The organism is Aeromicrobium sp. Root472D3, from assembly GCF_001426485.1.
GTDB lineage: Bacteria > Actinomycetota > Actinomycetes > Propionibacteriales > Nocardioidaceae > Aeromicrobium.
On record NZ_LMET01000003.1, the window covers coordinates 119,614 to 137,097 of the forward strand.

A 17,484-nucleotide genomic window follows, 5' to 3' on the forward strand; every position below is an offset into this window, starting at 1 on the left:
CGGGGTTGTGACTACGGTCACAGCAACCCGAACCGCAAGGAGCAGCCATGACTGTGTACGCCCAGCCCGGAACCGAAGGAAGCGTCGTCACCTACCGGTCCCGCTACGACCACTGGATCGGTGGCGAGTACGTCGCACCCGTCAAGGGCGAGTACTTCGAGAACATCTCGCCGGTCAACGGCAAGGTGTTCACCGAGATCGCGCGCGGCACGTCCGAGGACATCGAGGCCGCGCTCGACGCCGCCCACGCCGCGGCTCCCGCCTGGGGCAAGACGTCCGTCACCGAGCGCGCCAACATCCTCCACCAGATCGCCGACCGCATCGAGCAGAACCTCGAGATGCTCGCCGTCGGCGAGACGTGGGACAACGGCAAGCCCGTGCGCGAGACCCTCGCCGCCGACCTGCCGCTCGTCGTCGACCACTTCCGGTACTTCGCGGGGGCGATCCGGGCCCAGGAGGGCTCGCTGTCGCAGATCGACGAGCAGACCGTGGCGTACCACTTCCACGAGCCCCTCGGGGTCGTCGGCCAGATCATCCCCTGGAACTTCCCGATCCTCATGGCGACGTGGAAGCTCGCGCCGGCGCTCGCGGCCGGCAACGCCGTGGTGCTGAAGCCCGCCGAGCAGACCCCCGCCTCGATCATGCTGCTGATCGAGCTGATCGGCGACCTGCTGCCGGCCGGCGTCGTCAACATCGTCAACGGCTTCGGCGTCGAGGCCGGCGCACCGCTCGCGTCGAGCTCGCGCATCCGCAAGATCGCGTTCACGGGTGAGACGACGACGGGACGTCTGATCGCGCAGTACGCGAGCCAGAACCTGATCCCGGCGACGCTCGAGCTCGGCGGCAAGAGCCCCAACATCTTCTTCGAGGACGTCGCCAGCAAGGACGACGCGTTCTACGACAAGGCGCTCGAGGGCTTCGCCATGTTCGCGCTCAACCAGGGCGAGGTCTGCACGTGCCCGAGCCGCGGCCTGATCCAGAACTCGATCCTCGACCAGTTCCTGCCCGCCGCGACCGAGCGGGTCAAGGCGATCGTGCAGGGCGACCCGCTCGACACCGACACCATGATCGGCGCGCAGGCCAGCAACGACCAGCTCGAGAAGATCCTGTCGTACTTCGAGATCGGCGTGCAGGAGGGAGCCCGCATCATCACCGGCGGTGAGCGCGTCGACCTCGGTGGCGACCTGTCGGGCGGCTACTACGTCGCCCCGACGATCTTCCAGGGCCACAACAAGATGCGGATCTTCCAGGAGGAGATCTTCGGCCCGGTCGTGTCGGTCACGGGCTTCGACGACTACGACGACGCGATCGACATCGCGAACGACACGCTGTACGGCCTCGGCGCCGGCGTGTGGTCGCGCGACTCGAACACGGCGTACAAGGCCGGTCGCGACATCCAGGCCGGGCGCGTGTGGACGAACTGCTACCACGCGTACCCCGCGCACGCGGCGTTCGGCGGCTACAAGTCGTCCGGCATCGGTCGCGAGAACCACAAGATGATGCTCGACCACTACCAGCAGACCAAGAACCTGCTGGTGTCGTACGACCAGAACAAGCAGGGCTTCTTCTGATGGGGGAGCCGGCCGGGGCGCCGGGCCCCGACCGGCAGCTGGTCGAGCGCGTCGCGCTGACGCCCCAGGCCGCGGAGCTCCTCCGCGGCCTGAGGGCCTCGCACGACAAGCCCCTGATGTTCCACCAGTCGGGCGGGTGCTGCGACGGGTCGGCGCCCATGTGCTTCACGCAGGGCACGTTCCTCACGGGGCACCAGGACGTCCACCTCGGCGACCTGGAGTACGGCGCCCCCGAGGTCGCTCCCGTGTGGATCTCGCGCGAGCAGTTCGCGTACTGGTCGCACACCCACATCACGATCGACGTCGTGCCGGGGCGGGGAGCCGGGTTCTCGATCGAGGGACCCACGGGCAACCGGTTCATCATCCGGTCGCGGGTGTTCACCGACGACGAGGCGGCGCAGATGGAGTCCGAGCCCGCGCGGTAGGGGACGGCAGCGGCCCCGTGCACTCTCGTGCACGGGGCCGCGTCATGTCCGGCGCGCTGCGTCCTCTGGACGGGAGGAAGGGGCGCGACCTCAGGTCTCGCCCGCCCCTGACGACCGAGGATCCCTTCACGTGCGTTCACCTGCTCGACCTCTGACCACGGGCCTGCGGGCTCTCCTCGCGGCGACCGTCGCGGCGGCCGGGCTCACGGCCACGGTCGTCGCGGCCCCGCCCGCCTCGGCGGCGACGACGGTCGACGGCCTGACGCAGGCCACCGCCGCGGCCTCGTGCTGGGAGATCAAGCAGCTGAACGGCTCGGCGCCCAGCGGCCAGTACTGGATCCTGACGCCGCAGCTCAAGGTGCCGACGCGCATCTACTGCGACCAGACGACCGACGGCGGCGGCTGGGCCCTGATCGGCCGCGGACGCGAGAACTGGACCTACAACTACGACGGCCTGGGCACGCCCGCCGAGGTCGCCGGCACGGTCAGCGGCACGGGCGCGTTCGCGCCGCGCCAGCTCGGCGCGGCGACCGTCACGGCCCTGATGGGCGGCAAGCGGATCGACGACCCGACGTACGGCAGCGGCGTCCGGCTGCGCCGGGCGACCGACCAGGCAGGCGCGACGTGGCAGGAGTCGCGGTGGACGTTCCGCTCCGACTCGCGCGACCGCTGGACGTGGGCGTTCGGCGCCGGACTGCCGCTCGCGTCGTTCACGATCGGCGGCGGCTCGGGCGCCGAGGCGACGACCCGCAACGTCGGCACCGACGACGCCTTCCAGCGCATCTGGACGGCCGAGGACGCCGCCAACGGCTACACGCGGGGCTTCACGTACGGCAGCCAGGTCACCGGATCGACGTCGGCGTCGAGCTACATCTACTCCAAGAACGCCGGCGGCGTGTACGGCGTCCCCTTCACGCAGGTCTACCTCCGCCCCAAGCTCATGAGCTCGCAGCTGTCGTTCGCGTCGGTCCCGAACGCGGGCACGGCGGCCGAGACGATCCGCGCCGCTCCGCGCAGCGGTGCGCTGGCGACGTCGTGGGGCGTCACGGGCCTCGGGGCGGGCGGCACGGCCGAGACCGCCGGCGAGGTGCAGGCCTTCGCGCAGATCGGTGGCACGGTCTACGTGGGCGGCAACTTCACGACGGTGCAGAAGGGCGCGTCGGCGTCCGGCAGCGACGTCGTGTCGCAGCCGTACCTGGCGGCGTTCGACGCGACGACCGGCGACTACCTCCGCTCGTTCACGCCCCGGCTCGACAACCAGGTCAAGTCGCTCGCGGCCCTGCCCAACGGCAAGCTCGCGGTCGGCGGCGAGTTCACGTCGGTCGACGGCAGCGCCCGCAAGGGCCTGGTCGTGCTCGACCCCCAGTCCGGCGCCCTCGACGCGTCGTGGACCACGAACCTGGTCAACAAGCTGACCGGCGGGATCGTCTCGGTCCGCGGCCTCGACGTCGGCGGCAGCTACCTCTACCTGACGGGTGCCTTCACGCACTTCACGCGCCCCGACGGGTCCGAGCGGTACGCCAAGGGCGGAGCGCGCATCAACCTGTCGACGGGTGTCGTCGACACCGCCTGGAACCCCGACTTCAACGGCACCGGCACCGCGGTCGACGCCAGCGACGACGGGTCGGCGGTCTACTTCTCGGGCTACTTCACGACGATGCGCGGCGGCGCCGCGGCCGATCGCGCCGCGGCGATCAGCACGGCGTCGGGCGCCGCGAAGGTCGCGGACTGGCAGCCGACGTTCAGCACCGCCGGGTCGGCGCGCTACCAGCAGGCCGTCAAGCAGGTCGGCGGCAAGGTGTGGCTGGGCGGCTCGCAGCACAGCATGTTCTCGTACGACCCGTCGACGTTCGCGCTCGAGAACGCCCACATCACCAAGGACGGCGGAGACCTCCAGGCCATCACGGGCGGCAACGGCCTGGTCTTCGGCGGCTGCCACTGCGAGCAGTGGAACTACTCCGACACGACCCAGTTCGACACGACGTCGCCGGGATCGACCAGCACCACGTGGTCGCAGGCCGACAAGATCTACTACGTCGGAGCCTGGGACGCCCGGACGGGCGACTACGCACCCGAGTTCACGCCCGAGATGCGAGCTCGCCAGGGACGTGGCGCGTGGGCCCTCATGGTCGCGTCCGACGGCACCCTGTGGGCCGGCGGCACGATGACCAGCGCGGTCAAGGAGAACGGCGCCAACCAGTGGGTCGGCGGCTTCGCGCGGTTCGCGGTCCGGCCCCACACGGCTCCGAGCCGTCCGAGCAACCTCGCGGTCTCGGTGTCGGGCACGACCTCCCAGCTCACGTGGAGCGGCTCGGCCCCGTCGGGCGGCACCTTCGAGGTGCTCCGCAACGACCGCGTCATCGGCCTCACGACCGCCAACCAGCTGTCGGTCGCGGGCGCCTCGTCGGGCGACCGCTTCGCCGTCCGGGCCGCCGACGGCTGGGGCAACCGCTCGGCGTCGACCGCGGTCGTCGGGCCCCCGGCCGGCAGCGTCACGACGGTCCCGGTCGTCACGGCGGGCTCGACCTGGTCGTACCTCGTCGACAACACCGTGGCCGTCCCGTCCACGTGGAGGACGCCGACGTTCGACGCCTCCGGTTGGCGCACCGGCACGGCGGCCCTCGGCTGGGGCACGGGCGCGATCGCGACCAACGTCGACGTCCCGTCGGGCTCGACCCGTCCCCTGACGTCCTACTTCCGCAAGCAGGTGACGGTCAGGAACGCCGCGGCGCTGACGTCGCTGGTGCTGACGACGCGTGCCGACGACGGCATCGCGGTCTACGTCAACGGCACCGAGGTCGGTCGCTCCAACCTGCCCGCCGGGACGCTCACGGCCGGCACCTACGCGACGTCGGCGCAGAGCACCGCGACGGCCACCGCGAGCCCTGTGTCGTGGGACGTCCCGACGAGCCTGATCGGCTCCAACGGAGCCGTCACGATCGCCGTCGAGGTGCACTCCAACTACCGGCTGACGCCCTCGATGAGCATGGACCTGACCCTCACGGGGACGTCGTGACGACCCGCGAGGCCCAGCGGCCCGGGGTGCGCGAGGGCTACGCCGCCCTCGCGCGCGCGCAGAAGAGCGGCGCGGGCGTCCCGTGGTACATGCGCGTCGTCAACCGCCGGCTCGGGCGGGCCCTCGCGGCCGTCGCGGCCCCGACGCGCGTCACGCCCGACCACGTGACGGCAGCGAGTCTCGTGGCGTTCCTGGCGGGCGCCGGCCTGATCGCGGGCCGCGAGCCCTCGGTGGCGTCGGCCGTCGTCGCGGTGCTGCTGCTGCAGCTGGGCTTCGCGCTCGACTCCGCCGACGGCCAGCTCGCCCGGCTGCGTGGCACGGGCTCGCCGGCGGGGGAGTGGCTCGACCACGTCGTCGACTCGGGCCGCCACCTGCTGCTGCACGTCGCGGTCCTCGTCGGGCTGTACCGGTTCACCGACGTCCCCGACGCCGTCCTGCTCGTCCCGCTGGCCTTCGCGCTGGTCGCGACGGTGCGGTTCTTCGCGCAGATCCTCGCCGAGCAGCTGGCCCGCCGCGACCCGCTCGCGGGCCCCGACTCGGTGCCGCGCCTCGGGGTCTGGATCCAGGCCCCCGCCGACACGGGCCTGCTCAACCTCGTGGTGCTGCTGTGGGCGTGGACCACGGCGTTCGTGTGGGTCTACGGGGTCTTCGCCGTGCTCAACGCCGTGCTGCTGGGCGCGACGCTCGTGCGCCGCCACCGCGAGCTGACCGCCCTGCCCGGGAGGTCGTGATGGCGATGACGACCACGCGGCGGACGCCGGCGACCCACGTCGACGACGTGCACGACGCGCTGCCGGCCTGGCCCGTGCTGGCGCTGCTGTGGGGGTTCCCGGTCTTCTGGCTGCTCGGCGCGACCGTCATCGCCGGCGTCGCCCTGACGGTCGTGATGCTCTCGTACCTGGTGCACCACCGGGCCACGCGTCTCGTGCCCGGCGTCTACGCCTTCACGGCCTTCGTCGTGTGGGTCGTGCCGTGCGCGGTCATGATCGACTCGACCGAGCGGATGCTCGGCTACACCTACCGGTTCTCGATCCTCGTGATCGTCGGCACGGCGTTCGTCTACACGATCAGCGCGGGCAGCCGGCTCACCCGTCGCGCGATCGTCGACGGCCTGACCGCGGTGTGGGTCTTCACGGTCGTCGGGGGGATCCTCGGGCTGCTGTTCCCCGAGACCCGGCTGACGACGCCGATCGGCCTCCTGCTGCCGGACGCCCTGACGGGCAACGACTACGTCCGCGACCTGTTCTTCCCGCCGTTCGCCGAGGTGCAGCAGCCGTTCGGCTCGCCCGTCGAGTTCGTGCGCCCGTCGGCGCCGTTCCCGTACGCCAACAGCTGGGGCGTCGCGATCGTCCTGCTGACGCCGGTCGCGATCGCGTGCTTCCTGCAGGCGCGGTCGCGCCTGCCCCGCGTCGTCGTCGCCGTCGGCCTGGTCGCGATGATCGCGCCGGCGCTGTCGACGTCCAACCGGGGGATGTTCGCCGGTCTCGCGCTCGCGGCGGTCTACGTCGTCGTGCGGCTGACGATCCGCGACCGCGCGGCACCCGTGCTCGCGATCGGGGTGCTCGGGGCGATCGGTGCGGCCGTCCTGGTCGGCAACGGCCTGCTCAACCAGATCCGGACACGACAGCAGTACGGCGACTCGTCGGGCACGCGGTGGTCGCTGTACCAGGAGACGTTCGAGCGATCGCTGCAGTCGCCGCTCCTGGGGTACGGCGCCCCCCGCCCGTCGACGTCCGAGCCGTTGATCTCGGCCGGCACGCAGGGCTACGTGTGGATGCTGATGTTCAGCTTCGGCTTCGTCGGGCTGGCCTTCTTCCTGACGTTCCTGTGGGGCACGACGCTGCGCACGTGGCGCGCACCGGGCGACGTCGACCTCGTCCTGCACAGCGTGCTGGTCGTCGCGAGCGTCATCATCGCGATCTACGGTCTCGACATCATGCAGATGCTGTCGATCATGCTGGTGGCAGCGGTGCTGCTGAGACGTCGGCACGGTCTCGACACCGCCGGCACCCGTGACTGAGCCGGCGTCCCGCGGCATCGCCTGGGCCGGCGCGGTCAACCTCGTGGGCGGCGCGACCGGGTCGGTCGTGGGGCTCGTGCTGGCGGCCGTCGTGGGACGGCAGCTCGGCACCGACGGCGCCGGCACGTACTTCGTGGTCGTGGCCGCCTTCATGATCGTCTCGCAGGTCGCCGAGCTCGGCGCCGACACGGGTCTGGTGCGGTTCGTCGCGGCGGCGCGGGCGACCGGTCGCCCGCGGGACGTCCCCCACCTGCTCGTGGTGGCGGTGCGCCCGGTGCTGGCGGCCGGCGCGGTCGTCGTGGCTGCCACGTGGGTCTGGACGATCGCGACGCCCGACGGCCTCGTCGACGCGCCGGGGCCGCTGCTCGTCGGGGCCGCGGCGTCGGCGGTGCTGGCCTCGCTGACGGCGGTGATGCTGGCCGTCACGCGCGGCCTGGGCGACGTCCTGTCGTACCCGCTGCTGCAGAGCGTGCTGCTGCCGGTGCTGAGGCTCCTCGCCGTCGTCGCGGTCGTGACGGTCGGGGGAGGGGTGCTCGCGGTGCTGACGGCCTGGATCGCGCCGGTCGCCGTCGTGCTGGTGCTCGCGACGACGGCCGCCCTGACCCTGATGGTGCGGCGCTGCGGCAGCCTGCGACCCGACCCCCGGGCCCCCCTCGACCACGTCCCGTCGACGGGCGACGCTCGCTCCGGCCTGGCCCGACGGTTCTGGTCGTTCAGCGCCACGCGGGGCGTCGCCGCGGCGGTCGAGATCCTGCTCGAGTGGGTCGACGTGATCCTCGTGGGGCTCCTGACCTCGGCGGAGGCGGCCGGTGTGTACGCCGTCGTGACGCGCTGCGCCCGCGCCGGCGAGGTCGTGCAGCAGGCGGCCCGCGTGGCCGTCGGACCCCAGGTCAGCGCGGCACTGGCGCGCGGCGACCGGCACGAGGCGCGCGAGGTCTACGGGCTCGTGACAGCAGCGATGATCTGGATGTCCTGGCCGTTCTTCATCGTCCTCGCGGTGTTCCCGGACGCCGTCCTGGCAATCTTCGGACGTGGCTTCGAGGCGGGGGCGACGTCCCTGACGGTCCTGGCCGTCGCGATGGGGCTGGCGACCGCCGCCGGGACGGTGCAGACGATCCTGCTGATGGGCGGGCGCAGCTCGTGGCAGCTGGCCGACAAGTCGGCCGCGCTCGCGGTCAACGTCGCGCTCAACCTGCTGCTGGTCCCGGCGTGGGGCATCGAGGGCGCCGCCGTGGCCTGGGCCGTGACGATCCTGCTCGACACCGCGCTCGTGGTCTACCAGGTGCAGCACCTGATGGGGCTGCGGCCCGCCGGCCGGCACCTGTGGGTCGCGGCGACCTCGAGCATCGCGGTCGTCGGCACGACGGCGGTCGCGGCCCGTGTCGTGCTCGGCTCCTCGACGGGCGTCATGGCGGGTGCCGCGGCCACGGCCGCGGTGCTGCACCTGGCGGCGGGGTGGGTGCTGAGGGACCGGCTGGGGCTGGTCGACCTCGTGCGGCACCGCTCGCGCGCCTGACGCGGACGAGCCGGGCCCGTGGGGCCCGGCTCGTCCGTGCGGTCAGGCCCTGTGGGCCGCCCGGGTCAGCGATTGATCGTCATCAGCTCGGGACGGGGCGGGAACAGCGCGGTGAGCGCGATGTCGACGTTCTTCGACCGCAGCAGGCCCGCGAGCCGGCGCAGGGCCGCCGAGTCGTCGGTCGTCGAGCGGGCCAGCAGCACCGAGTCGGAGCGGGTCGCGAGCGCGACCTTGTTGGCGTCCGACGTCAGGTGGGTCGTGTCGATGATGATGATCTCGCCGGCCCACGAGACGCGCTTCTTGTCGGTGGGCCAGCCGCGGCTGATCTTGCCCTCGTTGATCGCGCCCGCGTCGACGAACCGGGCCGAGCGGCCACGGCGCGAGAGCGCGTCGACGAGCTCCTGCCCGGGCGTGATCGAGCGGCCGTGCTGATCCTCGGCGTCGACCATGATCAGGAAGGGGTCCTCGATGCCGATGTCGGTGGGGATCTTGAGCATGAACGCCGCGATGTCCCACGTGTCGGCACGGTTGGTGTCCTTCGTGCCGTCGAGCACGATCTGGTCGCCGATCGCCTGCAGTCCGTCGACGCCGCCGATCTCGGAGTTCTCCTCCTTCTTGGTCAGCGCGAGCGGGATGCCGGCGAGCAGGCCGAGGAACAGGCCCGCGAGCCCCAGGGGCAGCGCGCCCGGTGTCGAGGGCTGGCGCGGCACCTCGGGGCTGCCGACGACCTGTCCCGGCGTCGTGTCGATGCTGCCCAGCGTCGCGAGCCGCGTGCCGAGCGCGTCGGCCTGCAGCTGGAGCGTGCGCTGCGCGATGGCACCGCCGAACTCTGGCGCCACCGAGGTCGCCTGGACGTCGGCGATCTGCTGCTGCGTCGCGGACGTCAGGCGGGTGATCTCGGCCTGGGCGTCGGCCTGGCGCTCGGCGAGATAGGCGTCGGCGACGGCCTCGGCGCCGTCGGCCGCCTCCTCGGGCGAGCCACCGGAGAAGCGGATGTCGAGGATCAGCGAGTCCTCCGGCGACTCGACGTGCGTCGCCTCGCGGACGTCCTTGGCCGACAGCGAGTAGTCGTCGGCGAGGGTCTTGGCGGCCGCCGCGGCGACCTTCGCGGAGGTCGCGGTGCTGACCTCGGTCGGCATGCTGACCGAGCGGGCCGCGTCGGCCGACGCGCCCAGCGGATCGGCGTTCATGGGGTTGACCGACACCGAGGCGGTGGCCTCGTAGCGCGACGGGAGCGCGAACGAGACGAGGACGCCGAGGATCAGTCCGACGACAGCCGCGACGGCGACGACCGGCCAGTGCCGCTTGAGCGACCCTGCCAGGTCGGTGAGCTGCACGGGCTGAGGAGAAGTGACCATCTGAGGCGTCCTTGGATCTCACAAGGCCCCGGTGTGAGGACCTGTACCAGGGATGAGCGGGGCCGTGGTCCGGTATGACGGTCGTGGGGCGGTTTTTCTCCCAGAGGCGTAAATCACAGTTGCACGTCCCGGCCGCCGCGCTCGTCGGGACCGACGAGAAAAATCAAGCCGAGACGGTGCGATCGCACCGCATCTAGTCCTTCGTGACCATGCGCCGAGCTGCCCCAGCATGGCCAATGATTTATTCTTCTCTCGGATTGCAGTGAAAAACGGGACCTTCTATCTCTGGTGCCTCTAGTTCTTGCGTGCCATGCTGTCATCGCCGTCAACCACGGTGACACACGATCCAGACCCTCTACAGAGGGCGCGGAGCACCACGATCCAGGGGACTTTCATGCAGGACGTTGACACCGTCGACGTGTCTGGGGCAGGGATTCAGCTCGTCGAGCTCGACGACGGAGCGCTTCTCGCCATGGCACGCTCAGGCCACCGGGAGGCGTACGCGACCCTCTTCTCCCGCTACGGCTACGCCGCCCACCGCCTGGCTCGGCACCTGGGCCAGAAGGAGGACTCCGACGACGTCGTGTCGGAGGCCTTCGCCCAGGTGCTCGACCTGCTGGGCCGGGGCAAGGGGCCCGACACCGCGTTCCGCGCCTACCTGTTCACGACGGTGCGCCACGAGTGCGCCCGCCGGGCCAAGGCCCGCCGTCGGGTCGTCCCGACCGACGACCTCCGCCAGATCGACGCGCCGGTCGCGTTCGGCAACGGCGAGCTCGACGGCTTCGAGCGCTCCGCGATCAGGGCCGCCTACGAGTCGCTGCCCGTCCGGTGGCGCACCGTGCTGTGGCACCTCGACGTCGAGGGTCGCAAGCCCCACGAGCTCGGACCGCTGCTCGAGCTGTCACCCAACAGCGTCTCGGCCCTGGTGTACCGCGCCCGGGCCGGTCTGCGCGAGGCGTACCTGCAGCAGCACGTCAAGGCGGAGCAGCCCGACGACAGCACCGCGTGCGGCGAGCTGCGCGGCAAGCTCTCGGCCTTCGTGCGGCGCACGGCGTCGGCCCGCGACCAGGAGCGTGTCCACGCGCACCTCGAGTCGTGCGGTGCGTGCATGGCGATCTACCTCGACCTGCAGGAGGTCAATCGCGACGTCGGCACCATCGGCGTGCCCGTGGCGACCGTGGGCGTCGTCGGCGTCGCGATCGCCTCGCTGGGAGCGCACGCGACGGTGCTGCTGAAGGCGGTGGTCGCGGTGCTGGTGCCGCCCGCCGCCGCGGCGGCGATCGCGTCGGTGGCGATCGTCGGCGTCCCGGGGTCGCCGGCGCCCGCCGCGGCTCCCCGGGCGATCGCGCCGGCCGTCGCCGTCCCCGACGACGTCCGGACGGCGGCGCCCGACGTGCCCGTCGGGCCGGCCTCGTCGACCGCGCCGGTCGCGCCGACGACGTCCACGACGTCCCCCCTGCGGTCCGCTCCGGTCGCGTCCGCGTCACCCGCCCCGGCCCCGGCCCCGGCCCCCGCCCCGGCCCCGGATGCCGCCGCGTCGCCGAGCCGCGTCCGGGCACCGGCCGCCGTGCCGGTCCCGGCGTCGCCCGCGCCGGCTCCGACCGTGCGTCTCGAGGTCCCGACCGGCACGTCGGTCGACGTCGGCCCCGGCCGGCTGGCGGCCTCGATCGGCCGGGTCGGGCTGGCGGTCGACGTCGTGCCCGACGTCCTCGCGCCGCTGACCGGGCGGTAGCGGCCGAGACGCCGCTCACGGCGACGATCTGGCGGGGTCCCGTCACGAACGGGTCGTAGCGCTCTCTTGGAGGGGGAGACCGAGCGAAGGACGAGGACCCCCGTGACCACTGTGCGACCGCGGTTCGACGTCGGCTACTCCAGCGGAGTGTTCGACATGTTCCACGTCGGCCACCTCAACCTGCTGCGGCGCGCCCGCAACCGCTGCCACCACCTCGTCGTCGGCGTCGCCAGCGACGAGTACGTCGACCGCCTGAAGGGCCGCCCCTCGGTCGTCCCGTGCGACGAGCGCATCGACATCATCTCGGCGCTCGGCATCGTCGACGAGGTCATCATCGACCGGTCCGAGGACAAGCTCGCGGCATGGCAGCAGCGTCCGTTCGACGCGATCTTCAAGGGCAGCGACTGGCAGGGCACCCCCAAGGGCTACCGGCTCGAGCGCGCGATGGCGAGCGTCGGCGTCGACGTCGTCTACTTCCCGTACACCCGCCACACGTCCAGCTCGATGCTGCGCAGCTTCCTGGCCGAGGACGGAGCCGGGGAGTGATCATGTCCGAGGAGCGACGGCCGACGGTCACCGGGCTGCCGCCCGCCGTGACGGCGGTCGTGCCGACGCACCACCGGCCCGCGCGCATGCGCGAGGCGGTGCAGAGCATCGTCGAGCAGTCGTACCCCGGTGCCATCGAGATCATCGTGGTCTTCGACGCGTGCGACGTCGACCTGCCCGACCTCGACCTGCCCGCGAACCGCACCCTGCGAGGCCTCCCGAACGATCGCGCACGGGGCCTGGCCGGGGCGCGCAACACCGGCATCGTCGCCGCCCGGCACGACTTCGTGGCCTTCCTCGACGACGACGACCGGTGGCTGCCCGACAAGCTCTCGGCCCAGATGGTGCTGTTCGAGCAGCACCCCGGAGCCGGCCTCGTCGGCAGCGCGATGCAGGTCGACGACGGTCGCACGATCCACGACCGGCCCGTGCCGCGCGCCGTCGTGACGCACGACGACCTCGTGCACGACCGCATCGCCGGGCTGCACGCGAGCAGCTTCGTCTTCCGGCGCGGGACGCTCGAGAGCATCGGCATGATCGACGAGCGCATCCCCGGAGCGCACGGCGAGGACTACGACGCCCTGCTCATGGCCGCGCAGCTCGCGCCGATCCGCCTCGTGAACCGTCCGCTCGTGGCCGTGCGGTGGTCGGGCGAGTCGTACTTCTACGGGCAGTGGGCGCCGTACGCCGAGGGGCACGCGTACCTGCTCGACAAGCATCCCGCGCTCCGGTCGGACGACTACGCGTACTCGCGCATCAGCTCGCAGATCGGCTTCGCGCTCGCGGCCGACGGGCGCGGGCGTCGGGCCCGCACGTGGCTCCGCCGCTCGCTGCGGCTCCAGCCGCTGAACGTGCGGGCCTGGCTCGGCGTGCTGATCTCGTACCGCCTGCTGTCGGCCCGGTTCGTCGCGCGCGTCGCCAACCTCTTCGGCCGGGGCATCTGATGGCCGTCATGAACATCGGCCAGCCGCTGCGGGGGCTGCGCACCGAGCGGCAGTCGTCGGTCCCGCGACGCCGCTCGCTGCACCGGGTGGGCGGCGCGGTCGTCCGTCAGGGGGTCGTCGGGTACGCCGCGGCCCTGGCCGTGCCGTGGTACCTCTCGTCCGAGCGGTTCGGTCTGCCGCGCGAGTGGACGTCGGGCGTCGTGGCGCTCGTCGGGGTCTGGCTCCTCTACAGCTTCGCGGCGCTGCCGGCGTTCGAGCGGGCCCGCTCGTTCAAGCCGTCGGTCCGTCTCGTCGAGGTGCTGGGCGTCGCGACGTTCGGGCTCGTGATCGTCGGCGTCGACAACTCCCTCACGGCCCGTCAGGCGATGGTGTCGGTGCTGGCCGGTCCCGCGGTGCTGGGGGTGTCGGCGATCGCCCACCGTCAGGTGCTGCGGCGCACGCCGACGATCCTGGTGGGTCAGGTCGAGTCGGTGCGGCGCCTGCAGAAGCGCTGGGCGGGCCGCAAGGACGTCAACGTCGTCGCGACGTGCTCGTGGCGCTCGCCGCACGAGCTGGCGCCCGCGGGGGCGGTGGCCGACCACAGCTTCGATGAGGTCGTGCGCGAGGTGCTGTCGGCGGTCGCCGAGCGCCATGCCACCTCCGTCGTGATCGCGAGCGGCCGCGCGTTCACCAATCCCGCCCTGCGGCACCTGGCGTGGGCGCTCCAGCGTGCCGAGGTCGAGTGCCTCGTGGTCGCCGACATGAGCGACCACGTCGAGTACCTCAGCCCGCGGCGCGTCGGCGACCAGATCGCCCTGTCGCTGCGGGCCCCCAACGACCACCTGATGTCGCTGGTCGTCAAGTCGATGGTCGACCGGCTGACGGCGGCGGTCGCGCTGGTCGTGCTGTCGCCCGTGCTGCTGGTCGTCGCGGTCATGATCCGCCTCGGCTCTCGCGGGCCGGCGATCTTCCGCCAGGAGCGGTCGGGCCGCGACGGCCGTCCGTTCGTGATGTACAAGTTCCGCACGATGGTCGTCGACGCCGAGGCCCGCCTGGTCGACCTGCGCCGCCAGAACGAGGGGGCCGGGCCGCTGTTCAAGCTGCGCAACGACCCGCGCATCACCCCGCTCGGCCGCGTCCTGCGGCGCCTGTCGATCGACGAGCTGCCGCAGCTGTTCAACGTCGTCAAGGGCGACATGTCGCTGGTCGGCCCGCGTCCGGCGCTGCCCGCCGAGACGTCGCAGTACAGCGAGTGGGTCTGGCGGCGCCTGCACGTCCGGCCGGGCCTGACGGGGCTGTGGCAGGTCAGCGGACGGTCGGCGCTGTCGTGGGAGGACTCGATCCGCATGGACCTGCAGTACGTCAACAACTGGAACCTGCGCCTCGACCTCGCGATCCTGGCGCGCACCGTCCGGGCCGTCCTGTCCCGCGACGGTGCGCACTAGCCGCGGCGGATCAGTCGTCGTCGTTGTCGCGGTCGGGCTCGCTGCCCTGGTACACCCGGTCGCGGCCCGGGCCGCCCGACAGGCGGTCGGTGCCGCGCTCGCCCTCGATGACGTCGCGCCCGCTGCCGCCGCGGATGCGGTCGGCGCCGGAGCCGCCGGCGAGGTCGTCGTTGCCGCCGCGTCCCCAGATGCGGTCGCGGCCCGACTCGCCGTCGACGTCGTCGTGGCCCGCGCCGGCGTCGATGCGGTCGGCGCCACGTCCGCCGTCGACCTCGTCGTCGCCCGAGCCGGCGCAGATCAGGTCGTCGCCCCCGTTGCCGTCGATCTCGTCGTCCCCGGCCAGCGCGACGATGACGTCACGACCGGACGTGCCCTCGATCTCGTCGTCGCCCGTCGTGCCGACGATCGTCGCCGCGACGCCGCGGCACTCGGCGGCGGCTGCCTGGGCGGGGGACGCGAGCCCCATGACGGCGATCGTGCCGAGGCCGAGGCCGGCGAGGGTCAGGGCGGCGGTGGAACGGGTGCGGGTGCGCATGGCGTGTCTCCAGTCGTGAGGTCGATGTGATGACCCCATGGCACCCCCGACGCATGAGGACCGGGTGAGCCGTCGATGAGAGCCTTCTCATGCGGGCGGGCCCGGGCTGTAACTCGTTGTTACCCTCGAGGCGACGTCTCGGCACCGCTACCGTCGAGCCACCTGATCGAACGGGAGTCCCATGAACGACCTGACCTACAGCCTGAAGGTCTTTCGGCAGATCGGCCTGCTCAAGCCGGTCGCCCCCCATCGTCTCCTGGGGGCCGGCCTCCAGCTCGCGAAGTGGGGGCCCGGGCTCCCGTCGGGCGTCAACGCCGCCGCGAAGCGGTTCCCGCGGCAGACCGCGATCATCGACGACGTCGGCGAGATCACGTGGTCCGACCTCGCCGCGCAGGTCAACCAGATGACGCAGGCGCTCAAGGACCGCGGCGTCCGGCCGGGCGACTCCATCGCGGTGCTGTCGCGCAACCACCGCTACATGATCGTCTCGATCGTGGCGATCATGCAGGCGGGCGGTCGCGTGCTCCTGCTCAACACGATGGCCAGCCGGTCGCAGCTCGGTGAGCTGGCCAAGCGCGAGGACGCGAGCCTGGTCGTCGTCGACCAGGAGTTCCTCGACGTCGCCCAGGACGTCGACCGGTCGCTGCTCGTGCTGGGCTGGGCCGACGACGACGCACCCGACGACCTGCCGACCGTCGCGAGCCTGTCGCGCGACCAGCCGACGACCGACCACCCGAAGCCCGAGCGGCACGGGCAGATCATCATCTTCACGTCCGGCACGACGGGACTGCCCAAGGGGGCGCGTCGCGAGGAGCCCAAGGACCTCAAGCCGCTCATCGCCTTCTTCGGCGCGATCCCGTACCGGGGCAACTCGACCGTCGTGATCGCGGCACCGCTGTTCCACTCGTGGGGCCTGATCAACTTCGCCTTCGGGCTGTCGACGGCGCCGACGTACGTCCTGCGCCGCAGGTTCACGCCCGAGCAGGTGCTGCAGGACATCGAGACGTACCGGGCCGAGGTGCTGGTGGTCGTCCCGCTCATGATGCAGCGCATGGTCGACGTCGATCCCGCGGTCGTCGAGAAGGCCGACGTCTCGTCGCTGCGCATCACCGCGAGCAGCGGATCGGCCCTCGCGGGCGAGCTCGCCAACCACTACATGGACCTGTTCACCGACTCGGTCTACAACTTCTACGGCGCGACCGAGACCGGATGGGTCACGATCGCCAACCCGACCGACCTGCGCGAGGCACCCGGCACCGCCGGCACGCCCCCGTTCCGCACGACGGTCAAGATCCTCGACCCCGACGGCCACGAGGTGCCGCAGGGCGAGACGGGCGTGGTCCACGTCGGCAACGACATGCCGTTCGGCGGCTACACCGACGGCAACACCAAGTCGTTCGCCGACGGCCTGATGCACTCGGGCGACATCGGCTACTTCGACGAGGACGGACGCCTGTTCGTGTCGGGTCGCGACGACGACATGATCGTCTCGGGCGGTGAGAACGTCTTCCCGCGCGAGCTCGAGGACGCCCTGATCGACCACCCCGACATCTCCGACGTCGTCGTGACGGGAGTGTCCGACGACCGGTTCGGGCAGTCGCTGGCGGCCTACGTCGTGCTGAAGCCGGGCGCCTCGCTGTCGGAGGACGACGTCACGCAGTACGCCCGCAGCCACGTGGCGCGCTTCGCGGTGCCGAGCCGTCTGATGTTCCTCGACGAGCTGCCGCGCAATCCCACGGGCAAGGTCATGAAGCGCGACCTCCCCGGGTTCGAGTAGGCGCGGCGGCGACGGTCGCCGCCAGCAGCAGGCCCAGCACGGTCGCCGCGAGGGCCGTCGGCACCGCGCCGGGCCCCGACGGCGACAGCGGGGTGCGGGCGGGGTCGACGACCTGCCCGTCGACGCGACCGGGGGAGCCCGGGGCGTCCGGCTGCTCGAGCGCCCTCACCGCGAGATAGGCCTGCGCGACGGCGTCGGCGCCACGCACGGCCGACCGGGGGTCGGCGGCGGCGCAGCTGACGCGCAGCAGCCGCGACTGCTCGACCGTCGTCGCGTCGGTCGACCGCTCGAGCGCCCGGACCGTCAGCCCGGGCTCGCCCAGGGCGTCGAGGGCCTCGGTGCTGACGCGTCGCGACGAGGCGACGGCGGCCTCGGCGGCCATGTCGACCCGCGACGGGTCACCGGCGTCGACGAGGACGACCGCGGTCGCCTGGTAGCGCGTGGGCAGCGCCAGGTGGACCGCGACGCCGACCAGCAGCCCCACGAGGGTGCCGGTGAGCAGCATGCGCCACCGCCGCGCCAGGCGGGCGGCCAGCTCCGTGAGGGTCAGGGTCTCCACGTCGACAGTCTCGCGACGTCGGGGCGGATCGGGTCGTCCGTCGTCCACAGGCCGGCCGTCG

14 protein-coding genes are annotated in these 17,484 nt (G+C 72.2%); 11 read left to right on the top strand and 3 right to left on the bottom strand.

Annotation, left to right across the window (positions count from 1 at the left end; genetic code table 11):
- The first annotated feature begins 47 nt into the window (after positions 1 to 47).
- The 6 genes from ASD10_RS17650 (at position 48) to ASD10_RS17675 (ending at position 8,548) form a co-directional block, all read left to right on the top strand.
- Complete coding sequence (locus tag ASD10_RS17650; RefSeq protein WP_056612186.1) at positions 48 to 1,571, top strand: aldehyde dehydrogenase family protein; 1,524 nt, start codon at positions 48 to 50, stop codon at positions 1,569 to 1,571.
- On the top strand, positions 1,571 to 1,996 hold the full coding sequence (locus ASD10_RS17655) for a DUF779 domain-containing protein (RefSeq protein WP_056612189.1): 426 nt from the start codon (positions 1,571 to 1,573) through the stop codon (positions 1,994 to 1,996). The genes ASD10_RS17650 and ASD10_RS17655 overlap by 1 nt, the downstream gene beginning before the upstream one ends.
- Before the next feature lie 130 nt (positions 1,997 to 2,126).
- Positions 2,127 to 5,012 (top strand): fibrinogen-like YCDxxxxGGGW domain-containing protein, encoded by a 2,886-nt coding sequence (locus tag ASD10_RS17660; protein ID WP_056612191.1) that lies wholly within the window; start codon positions 2,127 to 2,129, stop codon positions 5,010 to 5,012.
- The gene (locus tag ASD10_RS17665; protein ID WP_200938366.1) at positions 5,009 to 5,743 is read left to right on the top strand and encodes a CDP-alcohol phosphatidyltransferase family protein; all 735 of its coding nucleotides are present in this window, start codon (positions 5,009 to 5,011) and stop codon (positions 5,741 to 5,743) included. Before ASD10_RS17660 ends, ASD10_RS17665 begins: the two co-directional genes overlap by 4 nt.
- Positions 5,743 to 7,032: an O-antigen ligase gene (locus ASD10_RS17670; protein WP_056612194.1), complete on the top strand. Its 1,290-nt coding sequence runs from the start codon at positions 5,743 to 5,745 to the stop codon at positions 7,030 to 7,032. The genes ASD10_RS17665 and ASD10_RS17670 overlap by 1 nt, the downstream gene beginning before the upstream one ends.
- Entirely contained in the window at positions 7,025 to 8,548 is a 1,524-nt protein-coding gene (locus tag ASD10_RS17675; protein ID WP_056612197.1) for a polysaccharide biosynthesis C-terminal domain-containing protein, read from the top strand. The genes ASD10_RS17670 and ASD10_RS17675 overlap by 8 nt, the downstream gene beginning before the upstream one ends.
- 65 nt (positions 8,549 to 8,613) lie before the next feature.
- Here the strand turns inward: ASD10_RS17675 and ASD10_RS17680 are convergent, their stop codons facing one another.
- Positions 8,614 to 9,906: a Wzz/FepE/Etk N-terminal domain-containing protein gene (locus ASD10_RS17680; RefSeq protein ID WP_082556393.1), complete on the bottom strand. Its 1,293-nt coding sequence runs from the start codon at positions 9,904 to 9,906 to the stop codon at positions 8,614 to 8,616.
- Positions 9,907 to 10,378: 472 nt separating this feature from the next.
- Here ASD10_RS17680 and ASD10_RS17685 point away from each other — a divergent pair, with 472 nt between their 5' ends.
- The 4 genes from ASD10_RS17685 to ASD10_RS17700 all read left to right on the top strand — a co-directional run bounded on the left by ASD10_RS17685 (position 10,379) and on the right by ASD10_RS17700 (position 14,552).
- Positions 10,379 to 11,638, top strand: coding sequence for a sigma-70 family RNA polymerase sigma factor (locus ASD10_RS17685; protein WP_056612202.1), 1,260 nt, complete (start codon positions 10,379 to 10,381; stop codon positions 11,636 to 11,638).
- A 102-nt stretch (positions 11,639 to 11,740) separates the two neighbouring features.
- Positions 11,741 to 12,184, top strand: a complete 444-nt coding sequence (locus ASD10_RS17690) for an adenylyltransferase/cytidyltransferase family protein (RefSeq protein WP_235502118.1) — start codon at positions 11,741 to 11,743, stop codon at positions 12,182 to 12,184.
- 2 nt (positions 12,185 to 12,186) lie between these two features.
- Positions 12,187 to 13,128, top strand: a complete 942-nt coding sequence (locus ASD10_RS17695) for a glycosyltransferase family 2 protein (RefSeq protein ID WP_157432727.1) — start codon at positions 12,187 to 12,189, stop codon at positions 13,126 to 13,128.
- Positions 13,128 to 14,552, top strand: a complete 1,425-nt coding sequence (locus ASD10_RS17700) for an exopolysaccharide biosynthesis polyprenyl glycosylphosphotransferase (protein WP_056612208.1) — start codon at positions 13,128 to 13,130, stop codon at positions 14,550 to 14,552. Before ASD10_RS17695 ends, ASD10_RS17700 begins: the two co-directional genes overlap by 1 nt.
- A 10-nt stretch (positions 14,553 to 14,562) precedes the next feature.
- On the opposite strand, the gene ASD10_RS17705 is transcribed toward ASD10_RS17700, so the two are convergent.
- Complete coding sequence (locus ASD10_RS17705; protein ID WP_056612211.1) at positions 14,563 to 15,087, bottom strand: calcium-binding protein; 525 nt, start codon at positions 15,085 to 15,087, stop codon at positions 14,563 to 14,565.
- A 181-nt stretch (positions 15,088 to 15,268) separates the two neighbouring features.
- Between ASD10_RS17705 and ASD10_RS17710 the strand changes: the two genes are divergently transcribed.
- Positions 15,269 to 16,864 (top strand): AMP-binding protein, encoded by a 1,596-nt coding sequence (locus tag ASD10_RS17710; protein ID WP_056612214.1) that lies wholly within the window; start codon positions 15,269 to 15,271, stop codon positions 16,862 to 16,864.
- Here the strand turns inward: ASD10_RS17710 and ASD10_RS17715 are convergent.
- Positions 16,833 to 17,423, bottom strand: a complete 591-nt coding sequence (locus ASD10_RS17715) for a Wzz/FepE/Etk N-terminal domain-containing protein (protein ID WP_162248875.1) — start codon at positions 17,421 to 17,423, stop codon at positions 16,833 to 16,835. The two genes, ASD10_RS17710 and ASD10_RS17715, sit on opposite strands and share 32 nt — an antisense overlap.
- Positions 17,424 to 17,484 lie beyond the last annotated feature (61 nt).